This is a genomic window from Phaeobacter sp. LSS9 (genome assembly GCF_003443595.1).
In the GTDB taxonomy this organism is placed as follows: Bacteria; Pseudomonadota; Alphaproteobacteria; order Rhodobacterales; family Rhodobacteraceae; genus Phaeobacter; species Phaeobacter piscinae.
On the sequence record NZ_CP031956.1, the window covers coordinates 163866 to 178631 of the forward strand.

Genomic DNA, 14766 nt, shown 5'->3' on the forward strand with positions numbered 1-14766 from the left:
TTAAGACGTTGAAATAACGTAATTCTTTACAGGTCAATTGGCCTCCGCTAACCTGTGGTCTGCCGCTCAGGGAGACCACAGATGCCGCCAATTCAAGACCACCCGCTGCGTTACCAGCTGGCAAATGAGCTGCACGCCCGCCCGTTCCCGACGATGAGCAATCCGTCGACGGTGATCTATCTTGCGATCAAGCAGCCGCAGGAGGCGGTGCACCGCGATCGCAGCCGGGATCTTGCCCATCTCATCGAGCTACTGGACCGGCACGGGGTGCCGCATCCGAAACCGGGTGCGACACATCATTCCGCGCAGCTGGGGCGCCATACCCTGAAATGGGAACAGCATACCGAGTTCGTGTCTTACACGCTGTATTTCGATGGCATCAGCGAGCGGCCCTACGATCCTGCGGATTTCGATGTGTTCCCGTCTGATTGGCTGTCCGAAGCGCCGGGGCAGCGCATCACCTCGCTGATGCTGCGGGTCCTGCCGCGCGGCGAGGTTGCGGATGTACGCCGCGCGCTGACCGATTGGTTTGTGCCTGAGAGCCTGGCCGTTGCGCGGGTGCTGGATGACAGCTGTGTGGTGGCTGGGGATTTCCGGATCGACCCGGCAGGCCACATGCGGTTCGCCGTTTTTCCGAACACGGAGACGGGCGCCCAGCGGATTGGCCGGGTGGTGCAGCGTCTTTGCGAGATCGAAACCTATCGCGCCATGTCGATGCTGGGATTTTCGCGGGCGCGTGGCCTCAGCCCCACCATCGGGGTGCTGGATACCCATCTGAGTGAGATGATGGTGGAGATGACCGGCGACCGCATGCCTGCCGAACAGACGCTGTCACAGCTGTTGATCGTCTCGGCTGAGTTGGAAGCGATGGCGGCGCAGGCGGCGTTCCGCTTTGGGGCGACAGGGGCCTATGATGCGCTGGTCAACCAGCGCATTGCCCTGCTGCGGGAGGCGCGATTTGAAGGGTATCAAACCTTTGCCGAGTTCATGCTGCGCCGGTTCGAACCGGCTATGCGGACCGTAAAATCAACGGAAGGACGGCTGGCCACATTGGCGGATCGCGCGCGGCGGGCAGGGGAGCTGTTGCGAACTCGCGTCGATGTAGAACGCTCCGCACAGAACCAGGCGCTACTGGAAAGCATGGACCGCCGCGCGGATATGGCACTGCGGCTGCAACATACGGTGGAGGGGCTGTCTGTGGTGGCGATCAGCTACTATGCGGTGTCACTGGCATCCTATGCGCTCTACCCCCTTGCCGTGGTTCTGGGCCTCAGCAAGGGGATGATGACGGCAGCACTTACTCTGCCGGTTGTACTGATGGTGTGGCTCGCTGTGCGCCAGATCCGGAAGCGGCTGCATTGAGCCAGGCATTTGCGGCCAGGCCACCTGCGGCAATCGACGCCAGTGCCAGCACCGCAGCCAAGCTGAGTGTCGGAATACCAGCGAGGCCTGCGCCAACGGTGCACCCGCCTGCCAGAACTCCGCCAACGCCCATCAGCACAGCGCCGCTGAGGTAGCGGCCGGTCTGGCGCGGGCTCTCAAAGCTCTGCCACTGAAAACTGCCACTCAGCAGTGCGGCGACCAGCGCGCCGATTAGCACGCCACCGACCAGACCCGTACCAAAACCAGCCGGTACGGCGCTGGAGGCCAGCGTGTAGAACAGGGTCTCGGCTGATGGCGCGGTGAAGGAGAGGCTCTCCATCGCGATGGGGTCAAATTCGTCGAACAGCACATAGCCAGTGCCCACCCAGGCAAGGGGCACGAGTGCGCCGATCAGTGCCCCACCAAGAAGGGGCAGAGCGCGGTTCCCGGATTTGAGGGCGACAGCGACAGCGGCAAGGGCGATCAGCACAGCCACGACCAGTGGTCCTCCGGCCAAGGCCGCAAGAGAGGCGTAGTCGCCTATGGGGACCGTCACGCCGCCAATCCAAGTGCGGAGCGGAGCCAGCACGCCCTTAAGTGTCGCATGGGCGACAATGGCGAAGGTCACGATCACCACCAGGGCGCGCAGATTGCCGCTACCGGTCAGCACCATCAGCCGGGAGACACAGCCGCGTGTCAGCACCATGCCGGCACCGAACATCAACCCGCCAAGGACCACCGCTGCCACGGGCAGATCGGCCACCATCAGGCGGTGTTCACCAAAGCTGATCCAGCCAAGCGCCACAGCGGCTTGGGTGCCCAGAACCGCAACCGCGAGCGCCATTGCCCAGACGCCAGCGGCTTGACGGCGATCCGCACCGACTACAGCACGGCGAAAACAAAACCGGGTCAGCTGCGCCAGCCCGCCAAAGAGGATCCCGACACCCAGGGCAAACAGGACCGAAACCGCACGGGCGGTGGTGTCTTCAAAGCCAAGTGTTTCGAACATATGCGGTCTCCGTGACTGCGATAGGGAGGGGCGACGGGATCCATCGCTTTTGGAATATTTTCCCGAAATGGCCGTTTTTTCGGCAGGCAGCAAGCTTTGAGGCCAGATGGCATGGCGTATTGTGCAGGAAATTATTCTGTCCGAAGTGATCTCTCTGGATCAGACGTCCCGCCGCGCTTGCAGTGGGCAAAAACAAATCGGCCACTCAGAGGGAGTGGCCGATTGATATGTTTTTATTTGAATGTGTAGGGGTGTTATGCCCCGTACTGCGTCTTCGGTATCAGCGCCCCCGGATCCGAGGGTCCAGCGCGTCGCGCAGGCCGTCGCCGAGGTAGTTGACGCTCAGCACGGTGAGAGAGATCGCCATGCCGGGCCAGAACACCCGCTCAGGATACTGCTGGAGATAATCCGTCGCATCATAAAGCAGCCGTCCCCAAGTCGGGAAATCCGGCGGGAAGCCGAGGCCGAGGAAGGACAAGGCCGACTCGGTGATGATCGCGGTCGCAATGCCCAGTGTGGCCGACACCATGATCGGTGACAGCACGTTGGGCAGGATGTGGCGCGAAATCAGCTTGCTGTTGGTGGTCCCGATGGAGCGCGCCGCCAACACGAATTCCCGTTCCTTGATCGCCAGAACATCGCCCCGCACAATCCGTGCGGTGGGCATCCAACTGGTGATGCCGATGGAAGCCACGATCAGGATGAAGATGCCCTGTTCCGGCCCGAAGGTCGCGTTCAGCGGCTCGCGGAACAGCAGCATCATCACCAGGAGGAGCGGCAGCAAAGGCAGCGCCAGAAACAGATCTGTCAGTCGCATCAGCGGCCCGTCGAGGCGCTTGAAGAACCCCGCCAATACGCCCACCAGCGAGCCGAGGAACAGCGCCAGCAGCATTGCGGTCAGACCAACGGAAACGGAAGTCGCCCCCCCTGCCATCATCCGGGCCAGCATGTCGCGGCCCAGCTGATCGGTCCCAAAGGGATGTGCCCAGCTGGGGCCCTGGTTGCGGGCGCGGATGTCGATGCGGGTGGCATCGATATCCCAGAAAAACGGGCCAAGATAGACCGTCAGCACGATTAGCAGAAACAGCGCACCGCCAAGCATGGCACCTTTGTGCGATTTGAACTGATCCCACACATCCAGCCACTGGCTGCGGGGCGGTTGGTCCAGCTCTTCCATCACACCTGCGGCGGGCAGGGCGGTGGAGGCGGGGGCAATCCCTTCGTCGGGAACCAGACGGTCCTTATCAGTCATAGCGGATCCTCGGGTCTAGAATGCCATAGAGCACATCTGCGATCAGGTTGAACAACACGATGAGCACAGCAAAGATAAAGGTCAGCGTTTGCACCATCGGCAGATCGTTGGCCTCAATCGCGCCGATCAGCAGCTGGCCGATGCCGTTCACCTTGAACACCTGTTCAGTGATGATCGCACCGCCGAAGATGGCCGGAATACCAAGCGCAATAACAGTAACCACGGGGATCATCGAGTTGCGCAGCACATGGACCATCACAACCACATATTCGCTCAGGCCTTTGGCACGGGCGGTGCGGACATAATCCTGATTGAGGTTGTCCAGCATCGAGGCGCGCATGAAGCGGCTGAGCTGTGCGGTAATTTGCAACGCCAGCACCATGACCGGCATGACCATCTGTTGCAGCTGTTTGACGAAGGAGTCCCAACTGTTCACCACATGCGTGGTGTCATAGATCGAGGGGAACCAACCAAGCTGAACCGAGAAAATCACGATCACCAACACGCCGGAGAAAAACGGCGGCACAGAGAAGCCGACCATCGACACGAAGGTGCCGACCTGATCGAACCAGCTATACTGGCGGTAGGCCGAATAAATGCCGATAGGCAGGGCGATGGCGATCGCCACCAGATAGGCCGTGCCCACAACCCAGAGGGTCTGCGGCATGCGCTGTACGACGATATCCATCACCGGCGAGCGGGTCTGCCAGGAGATTACGCGCAGGTCACCGGCTGAAAAGCTGGTGCCTAAATAATGGTCGATCAGAACCTGAGGTTCGATCCAGAAGAACTGTACGATCCATTTCCAGAATCGGATATGCGCGGGTTGGCCAAGGCCAAGTGCCTCGCGCATCTTTTCTTTGACTTCGGGGGGGACGGTCAGAGGAACCTGAGCCATCGGATCACCGGGCGCGAGTTCAAGCAGCAAAAAGATAACAAGGCTGATGAACAGAAGCGTCGGAACCGACAGAACAAGGCGTCTGATTGTAAAGGTCAGCATCCAGTAGGCGCCTTTGCAATTGGAAGAATGGGGTGGAACTGGGCGGTCTTTTGCCTGAGATCCATTTCTGGCCGATGCAATGACGTCATTCGGACGTAAATGGCAAGAGGCCCCGGCGCATTACCGGGGCCACTGCAGGCGTTAGACGCTTACTCGGTGCGGTGCCAGTCAGCTGCGTTCCACAGCTCGGTGTCCCAGACGTTCAGATCCACGCCACCCAGGGTGTTGGAGCGCGCGGACAGACGACCACGGTGAACCAGCGGAATCATGCCACCTTTTTCGACGATGATATCGTTCAGGCGCTTGGCGATTTCCGCGCGCGCTTCCAGACCAGCCGTTTGGGACAGTTCGGCGTGCAGCTTGTCGAATTCCTCATCGCAGAAGCGGGAGATGTTCTCACCCTGCCACTGGCTGTCAGGACGCGGTGCCTTGTCGCACAGACCGTTGCCCAGATAGGACTGCGGGTCGGTGCCGTTGAAGGTGTTTGCGTACATTTCGACGTCAGCATAGAACTTCTGGAAGGTGTCGGGGGAACCCGGATCACCACCGAAGAAGACCGAAGAGTTGATGTTGCGCAGCTCGGTCTCAATGCCGATTTCGCTCCACCACTGTTTGATCAGCGCCTGGAAATCCTGACGCACGGCGTTGGTCGATGTCTGGTACAGGATCTTCATCGGCTTGCCGTCGGGTGTTTCCCGCACGCCATCACCGTTGGTGTCCTTGTAGCCGGCTTCGTCCAGCATCGCGTTAGCGGCGGCGAGATCCTGAGTGGAGCAGTCGAACGTATCCGACGCAAAGGCTGCAGGGGCAGGAACCCAGTTACAGCCGACTTTGCCTGCCTTGCCATAGCCGATTTCCACCAGCAGCGGACGGTCGATGGCCAGTGACATGGCTTTGTAGACCGCCGGATCGCTGAGGAACGGATGCGGGCGGATCACCGAACGCTCATCCGGGCCAAGCGCCGGATCGGGGTTGGTGTTGTTCAGCATGATACGCTCAACCAGAGGACCAAAGCCCGCGACCGGCACGCCTTTGCCGCCAGTTTCCATCTGCGCGATGACTTCGGGGGCCAGCTGGAGATTCCAAGCGTAGTCGAACTCGCCGGTTTCCATAACGGCACGACCTGCTGCGGTTGCGTCGCCGCCACCTTTGAACAGAACCTTGGCAAAGGCAGGCTTCGCCGGGTCACGGTAGTTGGTGTTGGCCGACATGGTGATCACGTCGTTAGGCTTGAACTCATCGACGACAAACGGGCCGGTGCCGATGGGCGCAAAGTTGGCGGTGGTGCATTCGGGTGCCTTGGCACCGACGCAATCAGCAAACTGCGCAGCCTGGATGATCGGGCTCTCGCCGCCGACAAAGGGGCCATAGGGGAAGGGGGTCGGCTTGTCGAAAGTGACCTTGACGGTCAGATCGTCGACCGCTTCGACGCTGGTGACGCCTTCGAATTTGGTGACCTGCGCGCAGCCGCCTTCAGGGTGCATACAGTAGTCAGCGGTGAATTTCACATCCTTGGAGGTGAAAGGCGTGCCATCCGACCAAAGAAGGCCCGGCTTGATCTTCCAGGTGATCGAGGTGAGATCTTCGCTCACGCCGCCATTGTCGACAGTCGGGATCTCTTCAACCAGATAGGGAACCATTTCGCCCTGTGGGTCGTAGCGTGCCAGCGGTTCGATCACCAGTGACGCCGATTCCACATCCTTGGTGCCGCCCGACAGGAACGGGTTCAGGATGGAGGGGGCTTGCCAATAAATAATGTTAACCTGGCCGTCCGATCCCCGTTCGGCAAAGGCTGCGGGGGCAAGCGCGGCTGACGCAATTGCACCCAGCAAAAGGGTCTTAATTTTCATAATTCACTCCTTGTCGGACACGTAAGTGCCTTCTTTTGACCGGGTCTGTTGCACCCCGGAGATTTGCCACATCGCTGTGGTCTGTGCGGTTGAGCACGCAATCTCTGCCGGGTTGTGGCTGCGATCACGTTACCGCGATCAGGGCTTGCAACCGGAGGCAGGCGTGGCTGCACTGCGGGTATCGAATACAGACTTCTGCCAAATTGCAAGACTTGCAGCCGAGAAAAAATTGCGCAGGCTCTGGCCGCGGGTTTGACGGGGTCAGCGCAGGTGCGTACACCTTTCTGTTAACGCCATCGAAAAAAGAAGAATACGAAGGGGACGTCACGGTGCTGGATCAACCAATCGCGCAAATCAAAGGGCTCCGGGTGGAGTTTCAGACCAAAGACGGCCCGGTGGTGGGCGTCAAGGATGTCTCCTTTGATGTTAATCCCGGCGAAACCGTTTGCATTGTTGGCGAATCCGGGTCTGGCAAATCGGTGTCCTCGCTGTCGCTGATGCGTCTGGTTGAGTTTGGTGGCGGCGATATTACGTCAGGGCAGCTGCTGTTTGACCGCCGCGACGGAGGTGAGGTGGATCTCGGCAAAACCGATCAGGCGCTGATGAAACAGATTCGCGGCAATGAGATCGGGATGATCTTTCAGGAGCCGATGACCGCGCTGAACCCGGTGTTCACCGTCGGGCGTCAGCTGACAGAAGGGCTGCGGATCCACAAAAACCTCAGCAAGAAAGATGCCGAAGCACGCGCGCTGGAACTGCTGCGTGAGGTTCGCATCCCAGAGCCGGAACGCCGCCTGAAACAGTATCCGCATGAATTGTCGGGCGGGATGCGTCAGCGGGTGGTGATCGCGATGGCGATGGCCTGCGAGCCGCGTCTGCTGATCGCGGATGAGCCGACGACTGCGTTGGATGTGACTATTCAAGCTGAAATCCTTGCGCTGATGGACCGGTTGAAGCGGGAAACCGGCACAGCCGTGATGTTCATCACCCACGATATGGCGGTGGTCGCGCAGATGGCAGACCGTGTGGTCGTCATGTTCCGTGGCAATAAGGTCGAGGAAGGCACCGTCACGGAGATCTTCGAGAACCCGCAGCATGACTACACCAAAGCCCTATTGGCGGCGGTTCCCAAGCTGGGCGAGATGCGCGGCAAGGACTACCCTGAGCCGATGAAGCTGATGGGTGTGGAGCAGCAGGAAATCGCACCGATCACGGGCAGCGATGAGGTGCTGCTGGACGTTCGCAACTTGGTGACTCGTTTCCCGGTGAAGGGGGGCATCCTGCGCCGTACCGTGGCCAATGTGCATGCGGTTGAAGATGTGTCTTTCAAGGTGTTCAAGGGGCAGACCCTGTCGCTGGTTGGTGAATCCGGTTGCGGCAAATCCTCCGCCGGTCGGTCTCTCCTGCGCTTGGTGGAGCCGCAATCCGGGGCGGTGGAATTCGAAGGCCGCGATATCCTTGGCCTGAACCAGAGCGAGCTGCACAAGGCGCGGCTTGATATGCAGATGATCTTTCAGGATCCTTTTGCCTCTCTCAATCCGCAGATGCAGCTGCTGGACCAGGTGGCGGAACCGATGCGCAACTACGGTCTGGCTTCTGGTTCAGAACTGCAGGACCGCGTCGCCACGCTGTTTGATCGGGTGCATCTGCCGCGCAGCTTCATGCGCCGCTATCCGCATGAAATGTCCGGTGGTCAGCGTCAGCGCATCGCCATTGCCCGCGCCCTTGCACTCAATCCGAAACTGATTGTTGCAGATGAGGCGGTGTCGGCGCTGGACGTGTCGGTGCAGGCGCAGGTGCTTAATCTGATGATGGAGCTTCAGGCCGAACTGGGGCTGTCGTTCCTGTTTATCAGCCATGATATGGCCGTTGTTGAACGGGTCAGCCATCAGGTTGGCGTGATGTATCTGGGCCGCATTGTCGAACTCGGACCGCGGGCGCGCGTGTTTGAGAACCCACAACACGCCTATACGCAGGCGCTGATGAAGGCGGTGCCGATTGCGGATCCGAACCAGCGCAAATCGGAGAAGGATCTGAACTTCAAACCGATCCCGTCGCCGATCCACGATCTGAACTACGAGCCCGAACCCTCGCAGTACATTGAGGTGGAACCGGGGCATTTTGTTCTGACCACTGATAGCGGTTACTAAGAAGATGGCAGAGCAGCTCACCCCGCTGGAGATCATGAGCAAGCTGATCTCTTTTCCTACCGTCAGCAGCGAAACCAACCTGCCGCTGGTGGAATGGGTTGAGGGCTATCTGGCCAGTCACGGCATCACCGCGCACCGCTGGGTAGATCCCGATCAGCCGCATAAGGCGGCGGTTTTTTCCCATGTCGGCCCCGAGGTCGAAGGGGCCGTGGTGCTGTCAGGGCATACGGATGTTGTGCCGATTGAGGGGCAGCCCTGGGACAGCGATCCCTTCACCGTGGTTGAGCGCGACGGCAAGTATTTTGGTCGCGGCACCTGCGACATGAAAGGTTTTGACGCCCTGGCGATCTGGGCATTGGTTGCGGCGCACCACCGAGGTGTCTCGCGGCCTTTGCAGCTTGCGCTCAGCTTTGATGAGGAGGTTGGCTGCACCGGCGCGCCGCCGATGATTGCCGCGATGCAGGAGGTTCTGCCCAAGGGATCCTGTGTCATCGTTGGGGAACCTTCGGTGATGCGCCCGGTGACCGGGCACAAGGGTGGTATTGGCTACAGCACCCATCTGGTGGGTTTTGAGGTGCACAGCTCTCTCATGCACACGGGTGTCAGCGCCATCATGCAGGGGGCCCGGCTGATTGATTGGGCCAATGCGCGCAATATTGAGAATATGGCCAAGACGCCGGATGACGTCGCATCTCTGTTCACGCCGCCCTTCACCACCTGCCACGTCGGTATGATCAATGGCGGCACGGCCCATAACATCACGGCAAAAGATTGCCGTTTCGTGATGGATTTCCGGGTTGTTCCCGGCGAATCTGCGGCCGAGTGGGAAGCGGCCTATCTGGCGAAGCTGCGCGACATCGAGGCAGAGATGCAGGCGGTCCATCCCGACACCCGCATTGATGTCAGCAAGAAGTTCAACGTGCCAGGCCTGGTTCCCGAGGTCGAAGGCGAAGCCGAAACTCTGGTGCGTGCGCTCACCGGCGACAATGGCACCCATGTGGTCAGCTATGGGACCGAGGCGGGGCAGTTTCAGGAAGCGGGCTATTCCGCTGTGATCTGCGGGCCTGGTGATATCGCGCAGGCGCATCAGCCAAATGAGTATATCGAGGTATCGCAGTTCAACGCGGGCCATCGGTTTATGCAGCAACTGGTTGACCGGCTCGCTGCCTGACGACTGGCCTGCGCCGGTTTCGGGGCTCTGCTTGGGCTGATCATGGCCGACGGCGATCTGCTTGCACCTCATTACTTGATAAGGCAAGTTTTCTGAAAGAGAGTGGCTGCAGACCTTACCGTTGATGCGGCTATCCGCCTGCTCGCGCCATTGGAAACAGTGTTTTCGTTGCTTGGCAGCCAGCGATGCAGCTGGGACAGCGGACCAATATTAGGGAGATGCCCATGCCGATCAAGAATCGCCTGTCTGAAATGCACGCTGAGATCACCGGTTGGCGGCGTCACCTGCATCAGATGCCGGAACTGCTCTATGAGGTGCATAAGACCGCCGCTTTTGTCGAGGAGAAGCTGCGCAGCTTTGGCATCACAGACATCACCACCGGTGTTGGCCAAACCGGGGTCGTCGCCGTCATCGAGGGCAAGACCAACACCTCGGGCCGCGCTATCGGCCTGCGTGCCGATATGGATGCGTTGCCAATCACCGAGGCGACCGGGCTCGATTACGCCTCCCAGACGCCGGGGCTGATGCATGCCTGTGGCCATGATGGCCACACCTCGATCCTGCTCGGCACTGCGAAATACCTGGCCGAGACCCGCAATTTTGACGGCAAGGCAGTGCTGATCTTTCAGCCGGCAGAAGAAGGCGGTGCCGGAGGCAAGGCGATGTGCGATGACGGCATGATGGCGCGTTGGGGTATTCAAGAGGTCTATGGCCTTCATAATGCGCCGGGCATTCCGGTTGGGGAATTCGCCATTCGCTCCGGTCCCATTATGGCGTCCTCCGATGAATTCGAGATCACCGTGACCGGGCTAGGGGGGCACGCGGCTACCCCGCATGAGGCGATTGATACCACGCTTGTGGCTGCACAGATTGTGGTGTCTTTGCAGTCGATTGTGGCGCGCAATATCGACCCGCTGAAGCGTGTGGTGCTGACTGTTGGCACCTTTGAAACCGACAGCACCGCCTCCAATGTGATCGCCCATACGGCTCGGCTGCAGGGCACCGTGCGGACGTTGGATAAGGAATGTCGCAGCCTGGCCGAGACCCGCGTGCGCCGCATTGCGGAGGATATCGCCTCGGCCTACGGCGCGCAGGCTGAGGTCAATTGGATGCCGGGCTATCCGGTGACCGTGAATACCAAAGCTGAGACCGGCTATGCGGTGGAGGCGGCGCGCGCCGTGTCGCCCAAGGTGAGTGACAACACGGATCCGATCATGCCATCGGAAGACTTCTCCTACATGCTGGAAGAGCGCCCGGGCGCCTATATCTTCCTTGGCAATGGTGACACCGCCATGTGCCACCATCCGGCCTATGATTTCGACGATGAGGCGATCCCGCTGGGCTGCAGCTGGTTCGCCGAGCTGGTCGAACGACGTATGCCCGCAGCCTGAGGATGACCCGATGCCCGTGAAGAACCGCTTTGCTGAAATGCACGCCGAAATCACCGCCTGGCGTCGGGATATCCACCAGCACCCGGAAATCCTCTACGAGACACATCGCACCAGCGCACTGGTGGCCGAGAAGCTGCGTGCCTTCGGCTGTGACGAGGTGGTGACCGGGATCGGCCGGACCGGCGTTGTCGGGGTGATCCGGGGCCGCAGCGATACGCAGAACCGGGCGATTGGTCTGCGTGCCGATATGGATGCGCTTCCTATGGCAGAAGACATCGGCCTGCCGCATGCCTCGCAGATTGAGGGCGCGATGCACGCCTGCGGCCACGACGGCCATACCGCGATGCTCCTGGGAGCGGCCAAATACCTCGCAGAGACGCGCAATTTCGATGGCACTGCCGTGGTGATTTTTCAGCCCGCCGAAGAGGGCGGCAATGGTGCCGAGGCCATGTGCAAGGATGGCTTGATGGACCGCTTTGGTATTGATGAGGTCTATGCCATCCACAATTCGCCGGGGCTTGAACTGGGCAAATTCGCCCTGCGCCCGGGGCCGATCCTGGCCTCCGTTGATGAGTTCATCATTCGTCTGCAAGGACGCGGTGGCCATGCGGCCAAACCGCAGGAAACCGCCGATACCACGGTGATGATGTGCCAGCTGATCACAGCCCTGCAGACTATCGTGTCGCGCAATGTCGATCCCGTGATGCAGGGGGTTTTGTCGATCACCTCGGCTGAGACATCGTCAAAGGCGTATAACGTCATCCCGGACCGGGCGGAGGTGAAAGGCACCATTCGCACCCATTCACCAGAAGTCCGGGCACAGATCCCAGAGCGGCTGCGTGCTGTCACTGCCGGAATAGCTCAGAGTTTTGGCGGCTCTGCGGAGGTGGAGTTTGTGAACGGTGTCCCCGTGACCATCAATGACGCTGAGGCGACCACATACGCCCATGCGGCAGCGCTGGCGGTGGCGGGCGATTGTGAGGAGGTGGCACTGGCCATGGGCGGAGAGGACTTCTCCTTCATGCTGGAGGAGCGCCCCGGTGCCATGATCCGTGTTGGCAATGGACCCTCGGCTGGCCTGCATCACCCGGCTTATGATTTCAACGACGATGCCATCCCAGCCGGATGCAGCTGGTTCGTCACCCTGATCGAACAGCGGCTACCACTGCCCTGATGGGAAAGGGTCGTCTGCATCAACCGTCATTCAACTGAAAACAGCGCGGACCAAGATCGTCAGCGCATTGATAGAGAAAAAGGACCTTACCATGCCTGTGAAGAACCGTTTCGCCGAACTGCAAAGCGAAGTCACCGCTTGGCGACGTGATATCCATGAAAATCCTGAAATCCTGTTCGAGACCCATCGCACCAGCGCGCTGGTTGCAGAGAAGCTGAAAGAGTTCGGCTGCGATGAGATTGTCACCGGCATTGGCCGGACCGGTGTTGTGGGCGTGATCAAGGGCAAGTCTGACAGCTCCGGCAAGGTCATCGGCCTGCGCGCCGATATGGACGCATTGCCGATCCATGAACAGACCGGTCTGGAATATGCCTCCAAGACCGATGGCGCGATGCACGCCTGTGGCCATGACGGTCACACTGCGATGCTGCTGGGGGCGGCCAAATACCTGTCTGAGACCCGCAATTTCGACGGTACTGTTGTGGTGATTTTCCAGCCCGCCGAAGAAGGCGGTGGCGGCGGCAAGGAAATGTGCGACGACGGCATGATGGATCGCTGGAACATCCAGGAGGTCTACGGCATGCACAACTGGCCGGGCCGTCCTGTGGGCTCCTTCGCGATCCGTCCGGGTGCTTTCTTTGCAGCGACGGACCAGTTCGACATCACCTTCGAAGGGCGCGGCGGTCATGCGGCGAAGCCTCAGGAGACCATCGACACCACCGTGATGTCGGCGCAGGCCGTGCTGGCGCTGCAAACCATCGCCTCGCGCAACGCAGATCCCGTGCATCAGATCGTGGTTTCGGTAACCTCGTTTGAGACGTCCTCAAAGGCGTTCAACGTGATCCCGCAGAGTGTTCAGATCAAGGGAACTGTGCGGACCATGTCTGGCGAGATGCGCGATCTGGCGGAGAAGCGGATCAATGAGATTTGCGACGGCATTGCTGCGACCTTTGGCGGTACGGCGGCCGTGACCTACCACCGGGGGTATCCGGTGATGGTGAACCATGACGAACAGACCGAGTTTGCGGCGAAGGTGGCGCGGGATATCTCTGGCGGGTGCGAGGACGCGCCTCTTGTGATGGGCGGCGAAGATTTCGCCTTCATGCTGGAAGAGCGCCCCGGCGCTTATATTCTGGTTGGCAACGGCGACACCGCCGCCGTGCACCACCCCGAATATAACTTCAACGATGAGGCCATTCCGGCCGGGTGCAGCTGGTGGGCAGAGATTGTCGAACAGCGGATGCCCGCCGCCTGATCACTGAGGCAAAAGACAAGCTAAGAGGATCGCCTGTCCCGTTGTGGGCAGGCGATTTTTTTGGCGTTATCTAGGGGGCTTGAGAGGCTGCTCGCTTAACCTGCGGACCAGAGCTCTTGATAAACGGCGTCGATGCCATTTGCCTCCGCACGGGCGCTGAAGGCGTGGACTGCCAAATCGCGACCAGCTTGTCCGCGGCGTGACAGTTCTTCGGGTGCTGACAGCAACTGACCTGCGGCCTCTGCCGCGGCGTCGGCGGCCTCCAACGGCACCACGGTGCCGACGGTCCCTTGCGCCGAAAAGGCACGATAATATCCGGTGTCTGAACCGACAAAGGGCACAGCACTGGCCAACCCCTCCAGCGGAGCCATACCGTAGCCTTCGTAGCGGGGCAGCTGCATCACCAGCGACAGCGCGCGCATCACGCGCGGCAGATCGCTTGCCGGAATTTCGCCGGGAAACAGAATGCGTTCGCCAAGGCCCGCCGCTGCGATCTTTGCCTGCAAGCCCTTCAAAAAGCCCTGATGCTCTCGTGTGGCACGCCCGATCACCAGAGCGACAGCGCCGGGGTGGTCCGGCAAGAGTCGCAGCATAGCGTCAACAAACAGATCAGTGCCTTTCTCCGGGCGAATACGCCCGACGGTGGCAATCCCTTGCTGGCCGCCATAGCCAAGCGCGGCCCACGCCGAGCTGCGGTTTTCCGCCGGTGTGAAGACATCGGTGTCGACCCCATGCGGCACCACAGCACGCACATGGGGGACATAGGTTGCGGCGGCTTCGGTGGTGGCAATCACCGCATCCATGCGCGAGATCAGCCAGCGCGGAAACGCAGAATGCCGCCGTTGCGCCGCCGAGGTGAAAACGATCCGCACCGGCAGGCGCAGGACGTCGCGCGCCCAGATCGCGGCACGCATCTCGGTGTTGCGCCGGACGTGCCAGATCGCGAAGGATTTGCCGGGATCATGATGGCGTGAGGCCGCGCGGGCGGCGGCGATGCTAATCGGATCCGGGCAGCCGGGCAGGGCGCGTCCCACCAGCGCCATCTCGTATCGACCGGCCTGTTGGCGGACCACATTCGCAGCGGTCGCCGAGACGCCGGTGAAATTGCGATTGAAGTTGGTGACAAGCAGGTCGGCCATCTGGCGGTTCCGA

At 60.5% G+C, this 14766-nt stretch carries 11 protein-coding genes; 6 read left to right on the forward strand and 5 right to left on the reverse strand.

Going from position 1 to position 14766, the window contains the following annotated elements:
- Positions 1–81: 81 nt before the first annotated feature.
- Positions 82–1362 (forward strand): DUF3422 family protein, encoded by a 1281-nt coding sequence (locus D1820_RS00800; RefSeq protein WP_118067550.1) that lies wholly within the window; start codon positions 82–84, stop codon positions 1360–1362.
- On the opposite strand, the gene D1820_RS00805 is transcribed toward D1820_RS00800, so the two are convergent.
- From D1820_RS00805 to D1820_RS00820, 4 genes are all read right to left on the reverse strand, one after another.
- Positions 1298–2371, reverse strand: coding sequence for a YeeE/YedE family protein (locus tag D1820_RS00805; RefSeq protein WP_118067551.1), 1074 nt, complete (start codon positions 2369–2371; stop codon positions 1298–1300). The two genes, D1820_RS00800 and D1820_RS00805, sit on opposite strands and share 65 nt — an antisense overlap.
- Before the next feature lie 280 nt (positions 2372–2651).
- Positions 2652–3623, reverse strand: a complete 972-nt coding sequence (locus tag D1820_RS00810; protein ID WP_096870949.1) for an ABC transporter permease — start codon at positions 3621–3623, stop codon at positions 2652–2654.
- Entirely contained in the window at positions 3616–4623 is a 1008-nt protein-coding gene (locus D1820_RS00815) for an ABC transporter permease (RefSeq protein WP_040172757.1), read from the reverse strand. The genes D1820_RS00810 and D1820_RS00815 overlap by 8 nt, the downstream gene beginning before the upstream one ends.
- 149 nt (positions 4624–4772) lie before the next feature.
- Entirely contained in the window at positions 4773–6473 is a 1701-nt protein-coding gene (locus tag D1820_RS00820; protein WP_096870950.1) for a peptide ABC transporter substrate-binding protein, read from the reverse strand.
- Between the two features lie 329 nt (positions 6474–6802).
- Between D1820_RS00820 and D1820_RS00825 the strand changes: the two genes are divergently transcribed.
- The 5 genes from D1820_RS00825 to D1820_RS00845 all read left to right on the forward strand — a co-directional run bounded on the left by D1820_RS00825 (position 6803) and on the right by D1820_RS00845 (position 13614).
- Positions 6803–8623: an ABC transporter ATP-binding protein gene (locus D1820_RS00825; protein ID WP_096873102.1), complete on the forward strand. Its 1821-nt coding sequence runs from the start codon at positions 6803–6805 to the stop codon at positions 8621–8623.
- 4 nt (positions 8624–8627) lie between these two features.
- Positions 8628–9794, forward strand: coding sequence for an acetylornithine deacetylase (gene argE / locus D1820_RS00830; protein ID WP_118067552.1), 1167 nt, complete (start codon positions 8628–8630; stop codon positions 9792–9794).
- A gap of 224 nt (positions 9795–10018) precedes the next feature.
- The gene (locus tag D1820_RS00835) at positions 10019–11185 is read left to right on the forward strand and encodes a M20 aminoacylase family protein (protein WP_118067553.1); all 1167 of its coding nucleotides are present in this window, start codon (positions 10019–10021) and stop codon (positions 11183–11185) included.
- Positions 11186–11195: 10 nt separating this feature from the next.
- Positions 11196–12359: a M20 aminoacylase family protein gene (locus tag D1820_RS00840; RefSeq protein WP_118067554.1), complete on the forward strand. Its 1164-nt coding sequence runs from the start codon at positions 11196–11198 to the stop codon at positions 12357–12359.
- Positions 12360–12450: 91 nt separating this feature from the next.
- Positions 12451–13614: a M20 aminoacylase family protein gene (locus D1820_RS00845; RefSeq protein WP_118067555.1), complete on the forward strand. Its 1164-nt coding sequence runs from the start codon at positions 12451–12453 to the stop codon at positions 13612–13614.
- Positions 13615–13709: 95 nt separating this feature from the next.
- Here D1820_RS00845 and D1820_RS00850 read toward each other — a convergent pair whose 3' ends face one another.
- Positions 13710–14753 (reverse strand): glycosyltransferase family 4 protein, encoded by a 1044-nt coding sequence (locus D1820_RS00850; protein ID WP_118067556.1) that lies wholly within the window; start codon positions 14751–14753, stop codon positions 13710–13712.
- Between the last annotated feature and the right edge of the window lie 13 nt (positions 14754–14766).

Excerpts from the sequence above, each read along its gene's own strand:
- D1820_RS00800 (WP_118067550.1), top strand. The coding sequence starts at position 82 with ATGCCGCCAATTCAAGACCACCCGCTGCGTTACCAGCTGGCAAATGAG.
- D1820_RS00805 (WP_118067551.1), bottom strand. The coding sequence starts at position 2,371 with ATGTTCGAAACACTTGGCTTTGAAGACACCACCGCCCGTGCGGTTTCG.
- D1820_RS00810 (WP_096870949.1), bottom strand. The coding sequence starts at position 3,623 with ATGACTGATAAGGACCGTCTGGTTCCCGACGAAGGGATTGCCCCCGCC.
- D1820_RS00815 (WP_040172757.1), bottom strand. The coding sequence starts at position 4,623 with ATGCTGACCTTTACAATCAGACGCCTTGTTCTGTCGGTTCCGACGCTT.
- D1820_RS00820 (WP_096870950.1), bottom strand. The coding sequence starts at position 6,473 with ATGAAAATTAAGACCCTTTTGCTGGGTGCAATTGCGTCAGCCGCGCTT.
- argE (WP_118067552.1), top strand. The coding sequence starts at position 8,628 with ATGGCAGAGCAGCTCACCCCGCTGGAGATCATGAGCAAGCTGATCTCT.
- D1820_RS00835 (WP_118067553.1), top strand. The coding sequence starts at position 10,019 with ATGCCGATCAAGAATCGCCTGTCTGAAATGCACGCTGAGATCACCGGT.
- D1820_RS00840 (WP_118067554.1), top strand. The coding sequence starts at position 11,196 with ATGCCCGTGAAGAACCGCTTTGCTGAAATGCACGCCGAAATCACCGCC.
- D1820_RS00845 (WP_118067555.1), top strand. The coding sequence starts at position 12,451 with ATGCCTGTGAAGAACCGTTTCGCCGAACTGCAAAGCGAAGTCACCGCT.
- D1820_RS00850 (WP_118067556.1), bottom strand. The coding sequence starts at position 14,753 with ATGGCCGACCTGCTTGTCACCAACTTCAATCGCAATTTCACCGGCGTC.